The organism is Bradyrhizobium sp. Bra78 (genome assembly GCF_024519855.1).
Taxonomy (GTDB): domain Bacteria; phylum Pseudomonadota; class Alphaproteobacteria; order Rhizobiales; family Xanthobacteraceae; genus Bradyrhizobium; species Bradyrhizobium japonicum_G.
On the sequence record NZ_JALJRE010000018.1, the window covers coordinates 32,834 to 49,643 of the forward strand.

Annotated in this window: 12 protein-coding genes and 1 tRNA gene; 4 read left to right on the top strand and 9 right to left on the bottom strand. The window is 64.9% G+C overall.

Annotated elements, in window-relative coordinates; translation table 11 throughout:
- Positions 1-29: 29 nt before the first annotated feature.
- The 5 genes from OC450_RS30620 to OC450_RS30640 all read right to left on the bottom strand — a co-directional run bounded on the left by OC450_RS30620 (position 30) and on the right by OC450_RS30640 (position 7,438).
- Positions 30-106, bottom strand: a tRNA-Arg gene (locus tag OC450_RS30620).
- A gap of 59 nt (positions 107-165) precedes the next feature.
- The gene (locus OC450_RS30625; protein WP_211383966.1) at positions 166-1,221 is read right to left on the bottom strand and encodes a diguanylate cyclase; all 1,056 of its coding nucleotides are present in this window, start codon (positions 1,219-1,221) and stop codon (positions 166-168) included.
- A gap of 1 nt (position 1,222) precedes the next feature.
- Positions 1,223-4,336: an EAL domain-containing protein gene (locus OC450_RS30630; RefSeq protein ID WP_262049249.1), complete on the bottom strand. Its 3,114-nt coding sequence runs from the start codon at positions 4,334-4,336 to the stop codon at positions 1,223-1,225.
- Between the two features lie 191 nt (positions 4,337-4,527).
- The gene (locus OC450_RS30635; protein WP_262049250.1) at positions 4,528-6,264 is read right to left on the bottom strand and encodes a putative bifunctional diguanylate cyclase/phosphodiesterase; all 1,737 of its coding nucleotides are present in this window, start codon (positions 6,262-6,264) and stop codon (positions 4,528-4,530) included.
- A 208-nt stretch (positions 6,265-6,472) separates the two neighbouring features.
- On the bottom strand, positions 6,473-7,438 hold the full coding sequence (locus tag OC450_RS30640) for a sensor histidine kinase (protein WP_211383969.1): 966 nt from the start codon (positions 7,436-7,438) through the stop codon (positions 6,473-6,475).
- A 194-nt stretch (positions 7,439-7,632) separates the two neighbouring features.
- Between OC450_RS30640 and OC450_RS30645 the strand changes: the two genes are divergently transcribed.
- Positions 7,633-8,475 (top strand): SDR family NAD(P)-dependent oxidoreductase, encoded by an 843-nt coding sequence (locus OC450_RS30645; protein ID WP_256808554.1) that lies wholly within the window; start codon positions 7,633-7,635, stop codon positions 8,473-8,475.
- A gap of 150 nt (positions 8,476-8,625) precedes the next feature.
- Here the strand turns inward: OC450_RS30645 and OC450_RS30650 are convergent, their stop codons facing one another.
- The 3 genes from OC450_RS30650 to sthA all read right to left on the bottom strand — a co-directional run bounded on the left by OC450_RS30650 (position 8,626) and on the right by sthA (position 13,047).
- Positions 8,626-10,002, bottom strand: a complete 1,377-nt coding sequence (locus tag OC450_RS30650; RefSeq protein ID WP_211383971.1) for a cytochrome P450 — start codon at positions 10,000-10,002, stop codon at positions 8,626-8,628.
- Positions 10,003-10,140: 138 nt separating this feature from the next.
- Positions 10,141-11,376 (bottom strand): LLM class flavin-dependent oxidoreductase, encoded by a 1,236-nt coding sequence (locus OC450_RS30655; protein ID WP_256808555.1) that lies wholly within the window; start codon positions 11,374-11,376, stop codon positions 10,141-10,143.
- A 279-nt stretch (positions 11,377-11,655) separates the two neighbouring features.
- Entirely contained in the window at positions 11,656-13,047 is a 1,392-nt protein-coding gene (gene sthA / locus OC450_RS30660) for a Si-specific NAD(P)(+) transhydrogenase (protein ID WP_262049251.1), read from the bottom strand.
- 170 nt (positions 13,048-13,217) lie between these two features.
- On the opposite strand from sthA, the gene OC450_RS30665 reads away from it, so the two are divergent.
- Both OC450_RS30665 and OC450_RS30670 read left to right on the top strand, forming a co-directional pair.
- Positions 13,218-14,630: an MFS transporter gene (locus OC450_RS30665; RefSeq protein ID WP_262049252.1), complete on the top strand. Its 1,413-nt coding sequence runs from the start codon at positions 13,218-13,220 to the stop codon at positions 14,628-14,630.
- A gap of 149 nt (positions 14,631-14,779) precedes the next feature.
- Positions 14,780-15,949, top strand: coding sequence for a PHB depolymerase family esterase (locus tag OC450_RS30670; protein ID WP_211383975.1), 1,170 nt, complete (start codon positions 14,780-14,782; stop codon positions 15,947-15,949).
- Position 15,950: 1 nt separating this feature from the next.
- Here the strand turns inward: OC450_RS30670 and OC450_RS30675 are convergent, their stop codons facing one another.
- Positions 15,951-16,253 (bottom strand): hypothetical protein, encoded by a 303-nt coding sequence (locus OC450_RS30675; RefSeq protein ID WP_262049253.1) that lies wholly within the window; start codon positions 16,251-16,253, stop codon positions 15,951-15,953.
- Positions 16,254-16,433: 180 nt separating this feature from the next.
- Between OC450_RS30675 and OC450_RS30680 the strand changes: the two genes are divergently transcribed.
- Positions 16,434-16,808, top strand: a complete 375-nt coding sequence (locus OC450_RS30680) for a winged helix-turn-helix transcriptional regulator (RefSeq protein ID WP_211383977.1) — start codon at positions 16,434-16,436, stop codon at positions 16,806-16,808.
- Positions 16,809-16,810: the final 2 nt, after the last annotated feature.

Sequence of the window (16,810 nt, forward strand, 5' to 3'; positions counted from 1 at the left end):
GGGTGCCTCCAGCGCGCAACGGAAGAGACTGGCGCACCCGACACGATTCGAACGTGTGACCTTTGCCTTCGGAGGGCAACGCTCTATCCAGCTGAGCTACGGGTGCAACGAGGCTTCATGTAGCCGATTGGCGAGGGGCGGGCAACCGCTTCCCGCTGCACCCCGCTAGGCCGTTTTGCGCCGGAAAGGCGCCGGAACCGCCGCGGGATCCCGCCCGAGGCCGGCGAATTCGGCGAGCACGCGTTCGGCGCAGATGACACGGTTGCGCCCGAGCCGTTTGGCCGCATAGAGCGCCTCGTCGGCCGCGCCCAGCAGTCGGTCGGGGCCGCCGTCGGATTCGCCCGGAATGTGGCTGGCGACGCCGACGCTGAGGGTGACGTGGTCGGCGGCCCCCTCGGCGCCGTGGGCGATCCGCAAGGCCATGACGGCGCTTCGGATCTCGTCGGCGATGGTGCAGGCGGCGTCGCAATCCATGTCCGGCAGGATCAGCGCGAATTCCTCCCCGCCATAGCGGCTGGCGAGGTCGAGCGGGCGCACGGCATGGCGGCTGACGACGGCGGCGACCGCGCGCAGGCATTCGTCGCCGCTCTGGTGGCCGTGCCGGTCGTTGAACAGCTTGAAATGATCGACATCGACGAACAGCAGCGCCATCGGCTTCCGCGTCCGCTGGGCGCGGGCCCATTCGCTCATCAGCATCTGGTCGAACGAGCGGCGGTTCGACAGGCCGGTCAGCCCGTCCTTGGTGGCAAGCTCCTTCAACGTCATCTCGGCGCGCTTCTGGTCGGTGAGGTCGCGCAGCGTCTCCACCACGGCGATCAGGTGGCCGGCCTCGTCGTGGATCGGGCCGGCGTCGATGGCGAGATAGAGCTGGCTGCCGAGCTTGGGCATCACGCACCAGTTCTCGGCGCTGAAGCCGAGTCCGTTATGGCCGCGCGCCGCATATTCCGAATAGAACTCGGGAAGTTGTTCGGGACGGTCGAGCGCGACGAGATCGGCGAGGCAAGGGCGCCTGGTCTCGTAGAAGGCCTGCCAGTGTTTCGTCGTGCCGATCACCTCGGAGGCGGCGACCCCGGTCAGCCGCTCGCAGGCCCGGTTCCAGATCACGACGCGGCGCTTCGGATCGATCACGAAAGTCGGCACCACCAGATGCTGCATCAGCCGCACGGCATAGGAATCCGCAACGTCGACGGTCTGGGCTGAAGTTTTGCTCGGCTTCGCCATCTCAGGCCACCGCCGCCACGGGCAAAGCATCGCCCGGGCCGAACAGTTTTCGCACCTCGTTGGCCGGCTTCGGTTTGCTGAACAGATAGCCCTGCATCTGGGTGCAGCCGAGCGCGCGCAGAATATCGCGCTGGGCCTCGGTCTCGACGCCCTCGGCGACCGTGGTCATGTTGCTGGCGGCGGCGATGTTCACCACCGCCTGCACGATCACGGGCGCGCCGCTCGTCTCCGCGATGTCGGCGACGAAGCAGCGGTCGATCTTGATCTTGTCGAACGGGAAACGCTTCAAATAGCTCAGCGAGGAGTAACCGGTGCCGAAATCGTCGAGCGCGATGCGCACGCCGATCGCGCGGAGCTGGTGCAGGATCGAAAGCGCCGCCTCGTCGTCGCGGATCAGCACGGCTTCGGTGATTTCGAGCTCGAGCCGGGACGGGGCGAGCCCCGAGGCGGCGAGCGCGCCGGCGATCCGCAGCGCCAGCGTGTCGCATTTGAGCTGTACCGGCGAGACGTTGACCGCGACGCGCACATGCCCCGGCCAGGTCGCGGCCTCGTTGCAGGCCATGCGCAGCACCCAGTCGCCGAGCTCGTTGATCAGGCCGGTGTCCTCGGCGATCGGAATGAACTCCGCCGGCGATACCATGCCGCGCTCGGGATGCCGCCAGCGCAGCAGCGCCTCGCAGCCGGCGACTTCGCCCGAGCGCAGGTCGACCAGCGGCTGGTAGTGGATCTCGAAACCGCCGTCGACCAGGGCCTGGCGCAAATCCTGCTCCAGGGAGAGGCGCGCCTTGGCGCACGCATCCATCTCCGGCTCGAAGAAACGGTGGGTGCGGCGTCCTTCGGCCTTGGCGCCGTACATCGCGAGGTCGGCATTCTTGATGAGCTGGTCGAGATCGTTGCCATCCTGCGGCGCCAGCGCGATGCCGATGCTGGCATCGGTGGAGAGCTGATGGCCGAAGCAATGATAGGGCCGGCGGATCGCCTCGTAGATCCGCGTCACGAACGACAGCACATCGGCAGACGATTCGATCCCGGTCTGGATCACCGCGAATTCGTCGCCGCCGAGCCGTGCGATCAGGTCGCCCCTCTTGAGGCAGCCGCGGAGGCGGCCCGCGATCGCCTTCAACAGCTCGTCGCCGACGTGATGGCCGAGCGAATCGTTGATGCCCTTGAACTCGTCGACGTCGATATAGAGCAGCGCGAACTGTCCGCCGCCGGGGACCTTCGCCAGCTCGCGCTCGATCTGCTCGCGGAACAGCGTGCGGTTGGGCAGGTCGGTCAGCGCATCGTAGTGCGCCATATGCGCGATCTTCTCGTCGGCGCGACGGCGCTCGGTGACGTCGTCGACGACGCTGATGAGATACTGCGGCTCGCCGGACCCATCGCGGATGCTGATCCGCGTCGAGGTGATATAGCGCATCCCCTTGGTCAGGCTCGGCCAGGGATGCTCGTCCTTGAACAATCCAGTGTCGGTGGCTTGCAACGCGTCGCTGTCGTCATCGGTGACGCGTCTTGCCGTCTCCTCCGGGTAGACGTCGAAGGGCGTCTTGCCGACCACGGTTTCCCGCGACTGGCCGAATTGCTCTTCGGCGGTCCGGTTGATCAGCAGATATTGCCGCGTCCGGGCGTCCTTCACCGTGATCTGTGAGGGGATATGGTCGACGATCTCGCGCAGGAACGTGTAGTTGCGGTCGCGTTCCTGCTCCAGATTGCGCCGCTCGGTGATCTCCTCGATCGTCGCGACCCATCCGCCCTGCGCAAGCGGGGTGTTGATGACCTGGAAGGCGCGGCCGTTGGGCAATTGATGGGTCCGGGTGGCGACCTTGCCTTCGGCGACGCCGCTCATGACCTCGGCGCAAAATTCCTCGACGTTGCCGCTGAACGCATTGCACTCCTTGCGGTGGTGCATCGCTTCGTGGATGTGGCAGCCGGGTTTGATGACGTCGTGGGAGAGGCCGAACATGTCGGCATAGCGGCGATTGCAGGTGACGATGTACCCATCGGCATCGTACAGGATCAGCCCCTGGGACATATTGTTCAGCGCAGTGTCGAGCCGCTGCCGCTCCGCCTCCAGCCGCCGCTGGGCCTCGCGGTTCTGCCGGTTGATCTGACGGATGATCAGGAACAGGATCAGCGCGATCGCGGCCGCCGAAAGCGTCGCTGTGGTGATCATGAAGCCGGTCTGCTGCCGCCAGTCGGTCAACGCGGCGCTCGTGGTGCTGGTCGCGACGATGACCAGCGGGAAATGCGAAAGCGACGCCCCCGAGCCGAGGCGATCCTCGCCGTCGATCGGACCCTTGACGCGCAGCGTGTGCCGGCCGCCTTCGGCCAGCATCTTGCGCATCAACGGCGCGTCCTTGAAGTTCCTGCCGACCAGCTCCTCGACATGCGGGTAGCGCGCCAGCATCTTGCCTTCGCGGTCGAACAGCGAGATCGCCGTTCCTTCGGCAAGCGCCACGGATGCGAAGTAGTTCTGGTAGCTGTCCGGATCGATCCGTCGGACCATCGCGCCGAAGAAGGTGCCGTCCGCGCCGTTCAGCCGGCGCGCGACGACCGTGGTCCATTTGCCGATGATGAAGCTGCGGACCGACTCCAGCACCACCGGTTCGGCCATCGGGTTCGATTTGAACGTCTGAAAATAGGCGCGCGAGGAGATGTTGATCTTGGGCAGCGGCTGGGCCCGCGACCAGTTGATCAGCTCGCCGTCGGCATCGTAGATCGCGATGTCGCCGAGATAGGACACGGAGCTGATCTTGCTGCGCAGCATCTGGTTCGTCACCGGTCCGGACATGCGCTCACGGAACATCCCGGGCGAGGTGATCTCCGGCAGGTTCATCTGCCCGATCACATCGGCGGCGACGACGTCGGAATCTTCGAATTGCTGATCAAAGTGCCGCGCGATCAGCTGCACGGTGTTTTCCAGCTCGCGCTCGCGGTTGGCGAGGGTTCGTTCGCGAAATTCGCCGACCGCCATGGCGGTCACGGCGAAGATCCCCGCGACCAGCAACACGCCGCACAGGGTCAGCCACAGCACCGGTCCGCGCCGAATGACGGCCTCCCAGCCGTTCCTCGCGGCTAGGAATATTCCGGCTGCAATGCCTTCAATGACCTGGCGCATTCCCCCCTCCCTGGAGGGACAGGAATACACCGCACAAATGGCGCAAACCTTAGCAAAACCAGTTACCTAAGCATTAATCTCGTTGCGCGATCACGGTCTTATCCAGCGCGCCGCTGCATTGCATCATCAACAGCGGTTTAAAATGAATAGCGCCGCTCTTGTCGGCGCCGCAACGGTGAAGGCCCGGGAGGTTACCGCCGATACCCGCTCGCCCGCGAATAGCCCTGGCGGTTGTGCTGGTGCGGCCGGCTTGCGCCGCTCGCGCGCGCCTCGCTCGAGACGGGCGTTGCGAGCTTCAACTCCTCCAGGAAGATCGGCCGGGCGAAGTAATAGCCCTGGGCGTAGCGGATCTTGGTTGCGGCCTGGAGATAGGCGAGTTCCTCGTAGGATTCGATGCCTTCGGCGATCACGGTCATCCCGAGCGCTTCGCTCAGGGATTCGATCGCGCGCAAGATGCCCTGGCTGCGCGGGCGTTGATGGATGTCGGTGATGAAGGAGCGGTCGATCTTGATCTCGTCGGCGGTGATGTCGGCGAGCGCCGAGAGCGACGAATAGCCGGTGCCGAAATCGTCGATCGAGATGCCGACGCCGAGCTTGCGGAACATCGGCAGGATCTCGGCCTGGAAATGATTCTTGGCGACGAAGGCATCTTCCGTCACCTCGATCATGAAGCGTTGCGGAAAGCCGGTGTCGTCCAGCGCCTGCGCAAAGCTGCGCATGAATTCGGGGTTGCCGGCCTGCTTGGCCGCGACGTTGATGCTGATGGTCGCTTCCGCGCCGAAGCTCTCGTTGATCAGGTCGACCGATTTGACGATCTCGGCGAGCACGAGATGGGTCAGCTCGTCGATCAGCCCGAGCTCGCCCGCAAGATTGATGAACGAGCCGGGCGCCTGGATCACGCCCTCGTCGTCGCGCAGCCGCACTAGGGCCTCGATGCCCTTCACGGCCTGGGTGCGGATGTCGACCTTGGTCTGGAAGGCGCAGCAGAAGCGCTTCTCGAGGATCGCGAGCCGCAGCGACTGCTCGATCTTCGTTCGCGCCAGCGCCTCGCGCTCCATGCCGGAATCGAAGAAGGCCGCCGTTCCCTTGCCGTTGTTCTTGATGCGGTACATCGCGATGTCCGCATTCTGGCGCAGCGTCTCGAAGCTGCGTCCGTGATCGGGATACAGGCTGACGCCGACGGAGGTGGAGGCGAAGACTTCCGAATTGTCGATGAAGAACGGCGCCGTCAGCCGCTCCAGCGTCGACTGCATGAATTCGGCGACTTCCTCCTGGCTCTGGATCGGGGAGAGCAGCAGCAGGAATTCGTCGCCGGAGATGCGCGACAGCATATCCGAATCGCGCAAGTCGCGCCCGAGCCGCTTCGACAGCTCGACCAGCAGCGCGTCGCCGACGGCATGGCCGTAATAGTCGTTGATGTGCTTGAAATTGTCGACGTCGAGGAAGGCGAGCGCAAAGCGTTCGCCGCCGCGACTCTGCGCGAGCAGGCTGGCGGCGCGATGTTCGATCACGCGCCGCGAGGGCAGGCCGGTCAGCTCGTCGAAATAGGCCGAGCGGAACAGCTGGTCCTCGAAATTCTTCTGCTCGGTGATGTCGGAGGAGGCCGAGATCAAGAGCTCGCGTCCGTCGAGGCGGACCGGACGATGGGTGGTCAGCAGCACCTGGCGTGCGGTCCCGTCGTGGAGCGCTTCCTCGGAGACGACCGGCCGGCCGGAGTTCAGGGCCTGGCGGCAGGCCTCCCGGCGCGGCGCGAGGTCGGGTGAGGGACGGCTGCCGTCCATGCCGAGCTGGGCGGCGGCGACATCGTTGACCAGGAGAAGTTCGCCTTGCGCGTCCTGCACGGTCAGGCCGGCAGGCAGCATTCTAACGATTTCCTTGAGAAATCCGAGTTCGGCTTCGCTCGCGCCGGAAGATCTGTTGTCGTTCATAGAAGTCATGAATCTTGTTGTTTCAGCGCGCCTTTGCAATGAGCGCGATCTTGCGCGGTTCCCTCTTAGGTTTGGTTAAGGGGTCCGGAGAAATACGGGGGTGTTTTGCGGCGATGCGACGCGCGCAGTCCATCGTCATTAACAGAGCGTCAACGGCGCGTGCGAAACCGCGAGCAGACCGCGCGATCGGTTTTCGCCCGCGCTGTGTCTAGCCGCCCTGGGGGATACGGCATTGCATGATGCAATGAAGCCCTGTCCTGAGATACGACACCTCGGCCTTGCCGTCGAAGGCTGACAGCGCCGACTTCAGCAGCTTGGTGCCGAAACCCGGCTCGGAGACCTTGTCGACGCTCGGGCCCTCGGTTTCATCCCAGGTGACGGTCAGGCGGTCGTCGCTGACGGTCCATGACACCTGCAACAATCCGCGCGGCGCGGAGAACGCGCCGTACTTGCCGGCGTTGGTGGCGAGCTCGTGAAACATCAGTGACAGCGTGACCGCAAGCTTCGGCGGCAGGAACAGCCGGTCGCCGTTGAGGGTGAAACGGACATGCCCGTACGGTCCGAGCTCGGAGATTAGGAGATCGCGGATGTCGCAGCCGGCCTTGTCGATCCGCGAGATCAGATCGTCGGTGGCAGCCAGCGACCGCAGCCGCGGATCGATCCGGGCCCAGACTTGCGGCTGGTCGTGCAGCACCTGATGCAGCACGGCATGGACCGTCGACAGCTTGTTCTTCAGCCGGTGCTGCAGCTCGTCGACCAGTAGCTTGCGATAGTCTTCTTCCTCGATAAGGCGTCTGGAGATCCGGCGTTGCTCGACGAGGAGCGAGCGATAATGCTCGACGCCCCAGATGGTGAGCGCGCAGACCGCCCAATAGAGCGCCAGCAGGGCAAAGCGCGCGCGATCGGCGAAGGCATCGCCGAAATTCACGACGACGCCGAGCATGCCGCCGGCCAGCGCCGTGATGACGCCGATGCGAAAGCCGCCGAACGCGGCCGCAAAGAACACGGCCGGGAAATATGGCGTGAAGTAGACGTCGGGCCGCACATGGGCGAGGGCCCAGCGCGCCAGCGTCGCAACCAGCAGGCAGGCGACCGCAAACGCAAGGCTCAGACCGAGCGATGGCGGGGCCACGCCCTGCCAGCCTTTGCGGAATTCGTCGATCAGCTTCCCCATGCACAGCCCGGTTGCGATATGCGTTCGAAAATCGAGCGGTCGCCATGAATGTTACGCATGTGGCCGGCGCAAGCAAAGCTTGCCATGTCGGAAGCCGGCAGGAATAGTGGCTGCTGCGGCGCCGACTGTCGCGGCGCCGTCATCGATCGGTGTCCGCCATTTGGCGTCAAATGGTTCGAAAACAGGAACATTCCATGGGCAGGCTGGATGGCAAGGTCGCGGTGATCACGGGCGCGACGAGCGGGATCGGATTGCGCACCGCAGAAGTCTTCGTTGCCGAAGGTGCCAAAATTGTGATCGCGGGGCGGCGTATACCGGAGGGCGAGGCGCTGGCGAAGCAACTCGGGGCGACTTGCGTCTTCCGCCAGACCGATGTGACGGTCGAAGCGCAGATGCAGGCGCTGATCGCGCTCGCGGTGGAGAAGTTCGGCCGGATCGACTGCCTGTTCAACAATGCCGGCGGTCCGGCGCAGACCGGCGGCGTCGAAGCCCTCGAGGTCGAGCGCTTCGACGCGGCGATGGCGACGCTGGTGCGCAGCGTCATGCTTGGCATGAAGCACGCTGCGCCCATCATGAAGAGGCAGGGGTCCGGCAGCATCATCAACAATGGCAGCATCGCCGGCCGCCTCGCCGGCTTCTCGTCCTCGATGGTCTATGGTGCGGCCAAGGCGGCGGTGATCCATCTCACTAAATGCGTGGCAATGGAGCTCGGCGAGTCCAATGTCCGCGTCAACTCGATCTCGCCCGGTGCGATCGCGACCGGCATCTTTGGCAAGGCGCTCGGCCTGTCGACGGAGGCTGCCGAGAAGACGCCGGCGGTGATGCGCGATGTCTACAAGACCGCGCAGCCGATCCCGCGTGCGGGCCTGCCGGACGATATCGCCCATGCCGCGGTGTTCCTGGCCAGTGACGAGTCCAGCTTCATCAACGGCCACGACCTCGTCATCGACGGCGCAATGACCGGCGGCCGCAACTGGAGCCAGCAGCAGCAGGGCTACGTGGCCTTGCGCAAGGCGTTCGATCAGGGGGCGGGGTAGGTCTCGTACCCCGGACGCAGCGCCGCAGGATGGGCAAAGGCGCGCTCTTCGCGCGCCGTCATTGCGAGGAGCCCTTGCGACGAAGCAATCCAGAATCCCTCAGCGGAAAGATTCTGGATTGCTTCGCTTCGCTCGCAATGGCGGCTGTGGCTAAACCGCCTTCATCCGCACCCGCAAGCCATCCCGGGGCTTCGGGATCGGCCACATCTGCCAGTCCGGCTTGTAACCGGGCTCCAGTGACACCTCGATGTTCTGCAAGAAGTGCCGCGCGAAGCACTTGGCCTGCATGTAGGCGAAGTGCAGGCCGAGGCACATATGCGCGCCGCCGCCGAACGGCACGAAGGCGAAGCGGTGGCGGTTGCGCTGGGCTTCTTCGCCGAAGCGCAGTGGATCGAAGCGATCCGGCTCCGGCCAGATGTCCTTCATGTGGTGCGTGTAGAGCGGATTGACGCCGATTGCGGTGCCGGCGGGAATGGTGAAGCCCTTGAAGGTGAAATCGCGCATGGCGCGGCGCGGCATCGAGGGCACCGGCGGCTTGATCCGCAGCGCTTCCTTGAACGCCATCTCCGACAGCGGCATTTTTTCGAGGTCGTCGAAGCTGCTCGGCGCATCGGGCGCGAGCCCCAGCGCCAGGACTTCCGCGCGCAGTCGGTCCTGCCAGTCGGGATTTGCGGCGAGCTCGCCGATGAAAGACGTCAGCGACGAGGTCAGCGTGTCGTGCGCGGCCATCATCAAGAAGCTCATGTGGTCGATGATGTCCTGCTCCGAGAGCAGCGCGCCGTCTTCATGGGTGGCGCGGCAGAGCTGCGAGAACAGATCATCGCCGCCCTGATTGCCGCGTCGCAGCGGAATCTGCTCGCGGAAATAGGCGACGATGCGCTTGCGTCCCCTCACGCCGGCCGCCATCTGGGTGCCGGGCAGAGGGCGGCGGATCGGGGCGACTGCGGCGGCGACCATGTCGACGAAGGCGCGGTTGATCTCGTCGACCTCCGGCCCGATGTCGGCGCCGAGGAACGAGGCCGCGGCGAGATCGAGCGTGAGCTGCTTCATGGCCGGATAAAGCTGCATCTCGCCCGGCTGGCCCTTCCACTGCGCGACCCGCGCCGCAATGCCGCGGTCGAGATCGCCGAGATAGGACTTCATCGGTCCGGACTTGAACGCGACCGAGAGCGCCTTGCGATGCAGCCGGTGCTCGTCGAAATCGAGCAGCATCAATCCGCGCGGAAACAACAGGCCCAGCACCTTGTTCCAGCCATGCGTCGACGAGAACAGCTTTTGCTGGTCGAACATCACGAGCTCGTTGGCTTCCGGCCCGAGCAGCACGACATTGGTCTCGCCGAAAAAATGCGTGCGGTAGACCAGGCCATATCTGGCGGCGTTCGCCTCGATATGGCCCTTGGGATCGGCCAGCACCTGGAAAGTCTTGCCGATGATCGGCCAGCCTTCGTCGCCGGGGATGTGCGTCAGCTCGTTGCGCTTGGGCGCGGTGAAGCCGAGCGCGGGCGAAGCGACATTCTGCATCGACATGACGATTGCTCCGGTTGGCTGACCGAACGGACATCGCGCGACCGCGGCATTATGGCGGCCCGCGCCGCGTTGACCGCATCAACCTAGCACAGGCCGGCATCTCCTGCTCGTGATCGTTGCGTGTCAGTTCGACGAGGCTTACCGCTTGGCGGCTTCCTTCTGCAGATCCGGGGCGTTGACGGCGGGAATGGCGACGCGGCCGGGGCCGGTCACCTTCAGTGCCTCGGCGGCCTTCTCGTTCTCCATGATCTTGGCCATCACCGCCTGGCCCGCGCGCTCGAAGATCGCGCGGTTCTCGATCACGAATTTTTGCGACCGGCGCAGGCCGTCGATATAGCCGTTGATCTCCGGAACCACATAGCGCGCCACCATGTCCCAGCTCCGGCGGGTGGCTTCCGGATTGGCCCAGTCGTGCACGAAGCCGATGATTGCGCCGACGCCGCCCGAGACCTGCATCACGTTCTTGATGGTTTTGACGAGATCGTCGGGCGTGCCGATGGTGGAGGCTGCGCCCTCGACGAAAGCGGTCTTGTCCACGGCCTCGTCGGGCGAGGCGAAGGCGGTGAGGCCCGGTCGCTGCAGTGTGCCGACATTATATTCGTTGTGCCAGCGCATCAGCCCGGCCCCGGCCTCCTTGCGCGCCTGCTCGCGGGTCTCGGCGATGTGAAAGGTCAGGAGCACGCGCCAGTCGGCGCGGTTGACGCTGGTGCCGTGCTTTTTTGCCGCGTCCTCGGCAAACTGCCATTGCTGCTGCAGCGACATCAGCCCCTGCGTCGTCATCGAGCCCAGCGAGATGATGCCGATGCCGTATTTGCCGGCGAGCGTCATGCCCGAGGGCGATATCTGCGAGGCCACGACGAACGGCATCTCTTCCTGTAGCGGCAGGATTTGCAGAGCGGCGTCGTTCATGGTGAACCAGTCGCTCTTGGCGGTGACGCGCTCGCCGTTGAAGAGCCGACGGATCACGCCGATCGCCTCGTCCTGGCGATCGCGCTGTGTCATCGGGTCGATGCCGAGCGTATGCGCGTCGGAGGCGAGCGCGCCGGGACCGGAGCCGAAGATGGCGCGGCCGCCGGTCATGTGGTCGAGCTGCACCATGCGCTGCGCGACGTTGTAGGGATGGTGGTAGGGCAGCGACACCACGCCGGTGCCGAGCTTGATCCGCTTGGTGCGCTCGCCGGCCGCGGCCAGAAACATCTCGGGCGAGGCGATCATCTCCCAGCCCGAGGAATGATGCTCGCCGCACCAGAACTCGTCATAGCCGAGGCTATCCAGCTGCTCGACCAGGTCGAGATCGCGCCGGAACTGCAGCATCGGATGCTCCCCGATCGGGTGATGCGGGGCAAGAAAGGCTCCGAACTTCAGGCGCGCCATGGCGTTCTCTCCGGCTGGATTTTTTGTTTGTTGAGACGGTGAGGCTAGTTGCTGAAGACAGCGAAGGCAATCGCACGATGTCCCGCATGGCGGAATGCAGGCATGCAATGATGAGGCGAGGTGCTTCGTCTCCCTCTCCCCGTTCTTACCGGGAGAGGGTTGGGGTGAGGGGCTCTCTCCGCAGATGAGATCGTCGTGAGACCTGTACCCCCTCACCCGGAATTCAAACTGCGTTTGAATTTCGACCTCTCCCCGCAGTCGGGGAGAGGTGAAGGAAGATCACCTTGTCATCCTGTTCCACGCATCGAGCCCGGCAATCTTGTACGCCTCGGCCAGTGTCGGATAGTTGAACGTGTTCTGGATGAAATAGTCGATCGTGCCTTTGAGGTTGAGCACGGCCTGGCCGATATGGATCAGCTCGGTGGCGCCTTCGCCGAGAATGTGCACGCCGAGCAGGCGGCGCGTCTTGGTCGAGAAGATCATCTTCATCATGCCGCTGTTCAGCCCCATGATATGGCCGCGCGAGGTCTCGCGGAAGCGCGCGATGCCGACCTCGTAGGGAATGCCGCGCGTGCGCACCTCTTCCTCGGTGAGGCCTGCGGTCGAGATCTCCGGCACCGAATAGATGCCGTAGGGGAAGAACTCCGGCGGTGCCATCGGCTCCATGCCGAGCGCGTGGCAGGCGGCGACGCGGCCCTGCTCCATCGAGGTCGAGGCCAGGCTCGGAAAGCCGATCACGTCGCCGGCGGCGTAGATGTGCGGCACGCTGGTCTGCAAGGTCACGGGATCGACCGAGATGCGGCCGCGATGGTCGACCACGATGCCGGCGGCTTCCAGGTTGAGCCGGTCGGTGGCACCGACGCGCCCCGCCGCGAACAGCAGCATGTCGGTGGTGACATGCCGCCCGTCGGACAAATGCGTGACGATGCTCCCCTGCGCATTCTTCTCGATCGAGTTGACCTTCGAGCCGAGCCGCAGCGCGACGTTGCGGTCGCGCAATTCGTGCATGAACTCGTCGATCAATTCCTTGTCGATGAAATCGAGGAAGGTCGGCCGCGGCTCGATCAGGGTCACGGGCACGTCGAGCGCGCTGAAGATGGTGGCGTATTCGACACCGATCACGCCGGCGCCTATCACGGCGAGGCTGCGCGGCAGCTTCGGCAGCTCGATGATCTCGTCGCTGTCGAGCACCGTCGTGCCGTCGAAAGGTACATAGTCCGGCCGGAACGGACGCGTGCCGCAGGCGAGCAGGATGAAGGCGGCCGACACCGTCTTGGTCTCGCCGATGGCGCTGGTGATCTCTACCTCGTGCGGCGAGACCAGCCGCGCCTCGCCATTGGCGGTGCGGACGAGATTGCGGCTGAACTGATGCTCGAGGACCTCGACCTCGTGGTCGAGCGTCTTCTGGAGCCGGGTCATCAGATCGCTCGCCGCGATGTCCTGCTTCACGCGGTAGGAGCGGCCGTAGAAGCCGCGCTCGCGCCAGCCGGACAGGTTCAGCACGGTTTCGCGCAGTGTCTTCGAGGGGATGGTGCCGGTGTGAACGGAGACACCGCCGACGCGCCGGCCCTTCTCCACCACCAGCACGGCCTTGCCGAGCTTGGCACATTGCACCGCGGCCCGGCGCCCTGACGGGCCCGAGCCGATCACCACCATGTCGTAGTCGTACATCGGAAGACTTCCGAACCCCGCGAGACCAGCGGAAACCGACATGCAGCAATCGGGCCAAGGGAGCAAGGGCGCGGCAAGAGGACAGCAAGGCCTACCTCGGAGGTAATCGCGCGGACGACGTCGATCTGGGAGCATCGCGCGCAAATAAATCCCGAGAGGTTTGCGCGCCGATGCATCAAATCGTCACAAAGCAGATCGATTCGTCGCGCCGCTGGTGGGTGCTGGCAATCGTCGTCGCCGCCCAGTTCATGTTCGGTGTCGACGCCTTCGTGGTCAACGTCGCCATCCCCACCATCGCGGTCGAGCTGCAAGCGACGCCGGCGCAGATCGAATCCGTCATCGCGATCTATCTGATCGCCTATGCCACGCTGGTGGTCACCGGCGGCCGCCTCGGCGACATCCACGGCACCAGGAACGTCTTTCTGGGCGGCGTGCTCGGATTCACCCTGACCTCGCTCTGGTGCGGCCTCGCGCGGTCAGGCGCGGAGCTGATCGTCGCGCGGCTGGCGCAGGGCGCGACGGCGGCGCTGATGGTGCCGCAGGTGCTGGCGACGCTGCATCTGTTGTTCACGGATGAGCAGCGCGGCCGCGCCTTCGCCATCTATGGCATCGTGCTCGGGCTCGCAGGCGCCGCCGGCTTCCTGCTCGGCGGCCTCCTGATCACGATCGATCTCGCCGGTACCGGCTGGCGCTCGGTGTTTTTCGTCAACGTGCCCTGCGGCCTCGTCATCGCGTCCGCTGCCTGGCGCATCATGCCGTCGGTGCCGCGTCGCGCCGGCACAAAGCTCGATATCAAGGGCAGCGTCGTGCTGTTCGCAGGCCTGTTGTGCCTGATCGGGCCGTTGCTGTTCGGCCACGATGTCGGCTGGGCGCCGTGGCTGTGGGCGGTGATGGGAAGCGGCGGCGCCATCCTCGCAGCATTCCCAAGGCTCGAGCGCGCGGTGGCGCGCGGCGGCGGCATGCCGCTGATCGATCTCACGCTGCTGGCGGATGCGGCCTTTCTGCGCGGGCTTGGCGCGGCCTTCTTCTTCTTCGCCGCCAACCTCTCGTTCTATCTCGTCATGACTCTGTTCATGCAGCGGGGGCTGAAGATCCCGCCGCTCGCAGCCGGCATGGCGTTCATTCCGCTCGCGCTCGCTTTCGTCGTGGCCTCGCGTCACAGCGGCGCGCGAGCGCGCCATCGCGGTACCAAGGTCCTGATCGAAGGCTGCGCGCTTCAGCTCGCGGGTCTCGCTGGGCTGGCGCTTGTCGCGTTCTCTGTCGATGCGCCGTCTGCGCTCCTGCTCGCGCTCACCATGATCATTTTCGGCTACGGCCAGGGGCTCGTCATGGCGCCGCTCTCCGGCGCGGTGCTTTCGACAGTCAAACCCGTCGCCGCAGGCTCAGCCTCCGGCATGTACGGCACGACGGCGCAGATCGGAAATGCGGCCGGAGTGGCCGCAATCGGCGCCGTCTTCTTCACGATCGAAGCCTTGCAATCGCCGCGCGCAGGCTTTCTCGTCTCGCTCGCGTTGTTTGCGGCATTAATCATGATCTGCGCCGCATTTCTGGCGTGGATGCGCCGCGCATCTGCACGAAGTTGAGGCACTGCTGTTAATGCGTGCGGATTCCTGCAGTTTTCCCGCGGATTTCCCTCGATTTTCACCGGATTGACAGCGCACGGTCTTTTTATTTTGCAACGCAGCAACTATCTGGTTTGGCTGACGTTGTACGTCGCCTGCCAGGAGTTGCCGTGTCGCTCGCCAGAAATGTCGATCTCTTGAAACGTCTGCCAAGGCTGGACGGACTGCGCTTTGCCGATTTCGGCCGGAGCGCGGATGCGCCCAGTCCTTTGGTAGAGGTCACCAATTTTGGCGACAATCCCGGGGCCTTGCGCATGTTCGCGTTCGTGCCGGCGCAGCTGCAGAAGCCGCGCGCGCTCGTCGTCGTGCTGCACGGCTGCGGCCAGACCGCAGCAAGTTACGACCTCGGCGCGGGATGGTCGACGCTGGCGGAGCACTACGGCTTCGCGCTGCTGATGCCCGAGCAGCAGCGGGTCAACAACGGCAACACTTGCTTCAACTGGTTCAGTCCGGAAGACACCGCGCGCGACAGCGGCGAGCCGCGTTCGATTCGCGAGATGATCGCGCATATGGTTCAGGCGCATCGCATCGATCCCGGGCGCATCTTCATCACGGGCCTCTCCGCCGGCGGCGGCATGACGTCGGTGATGCTCGCGACCTATCCTGAGGTCTTTTCGGCCGGGGCCGTCATTGCCGGGCTGCCCTACGGCATCGCCTCGAACCTGCGCGAAGCGCTGGACGGCATGTTCCATTCCCCGGCGCGTCCCGCGCGCGAGCTCGGCGATCTCGTGCGCGGCGCCTCGCAGCATAGCGGGCCCTGGCCGAAGATTTCGGTGTGGCACGGCAGCGCCGACCGCACCGTCAATCCCGGCAATGCCAACGAGATCGTCAAGCAATGGCTCGATCTGCACGATCTGCCTGACATGCCGATGGCGGAAACCGATGTCGACGGCTATCCGCGCCAGACCTGGTGGAACAAGGACGGCGAGACGCTGGTCGAGTCCTACGCCATCACCGACATGGCGCACGGCACGCCGCTCGGCCTCGCCGACAACGACCAGCGCTATGGCATCGAAGGCGCCTTCCTGATCGAGGCCGGCATTTCCTCGTCCTACCACATCGCAAAATTCTTCGGCCTGACCGGCTGGATTCCCGACGCGTCCAAGACGAAGGCGGAGCCAAAGCCGACGCCGGTCCGCTCGCCCGCGCCGCACCTCGCCCGCTCGATCCGCGCGGCGGTCGCCGAAGCACCGGCCGAGCCGAAGCGCGAGCAGGCTCGCGGTCTCGATCTCGGCCAGATCATCACGCGCGCGCTTACCGCCGCGGGATTGATGAAGTAATCTACGCCGTCGCGTCGATCATCTCGATCGGCGTCGCCGTCACCTCGCCGCGGGCGACCTTCCGCGTCATCTCCTGATAGGCCTTGAAGAAGTCGCGCGATTGCAGCGTTTTTTGCGCGGCATCGTCGGCGACGCTGACGAGGTGGAAATAGCTATTATCGTCGCGATTCTTCAGGACGCGATAGCCGATCCGCCCCTTGAGCTCCGGATCGGCGTCGATCGCCTTGATGAAGCGGCCGATCTGCTGGTGCCAGGCCTCCGTCGTACCATCCTTGAACTCGTATCTGATCATGAAGTGCTTCATGTGACGCTCCCTGTTCGCATTGTGCGTCATCATCTGCGCGCTGGATGCGATCCTGCAAGTATGGACAAAATTGATAGTGTGGACTTTTTCGGCGTCGCTCCTATCCTCGGCGGCAAGGCTGGAAAGACAAGGCTGCAAGGGCAAGGCTGGCGGACAAGGCTGGCGCAGGGAGGAGACGACATGGCGAAGGCGAGAGCGGCTCCGGCGCGCAGCTGTCCGGTCGCGGCGTTTCAAAAAATGATCAGCGGCAAGTACAAGCTGCGCATCGTCTGGGACCTCAAGGACGGCCCGCGCCGCTACGGCGAGATCAGAAGCGGCCTGCTGCGTGGCATGGAAGGCAGCGCAGAGATCACCCCGCGCGTGCTCAGCCGCGAATTGAAGGCGCTGACCGAGAGCGGCCTGATCGACCGCAAGGATTTTGGCGAAGTGCCGCCGAAGGTCGAGTATCGCCTCACGCGCAAGGGCAAGAGTTTCGTCCCGGTCGTCGCCGCGATCCGGCAATGGGGCGATCGTAACCTCGGCGAATCCGCGGCGCTCGTGGACGCCGCCGAGTAACG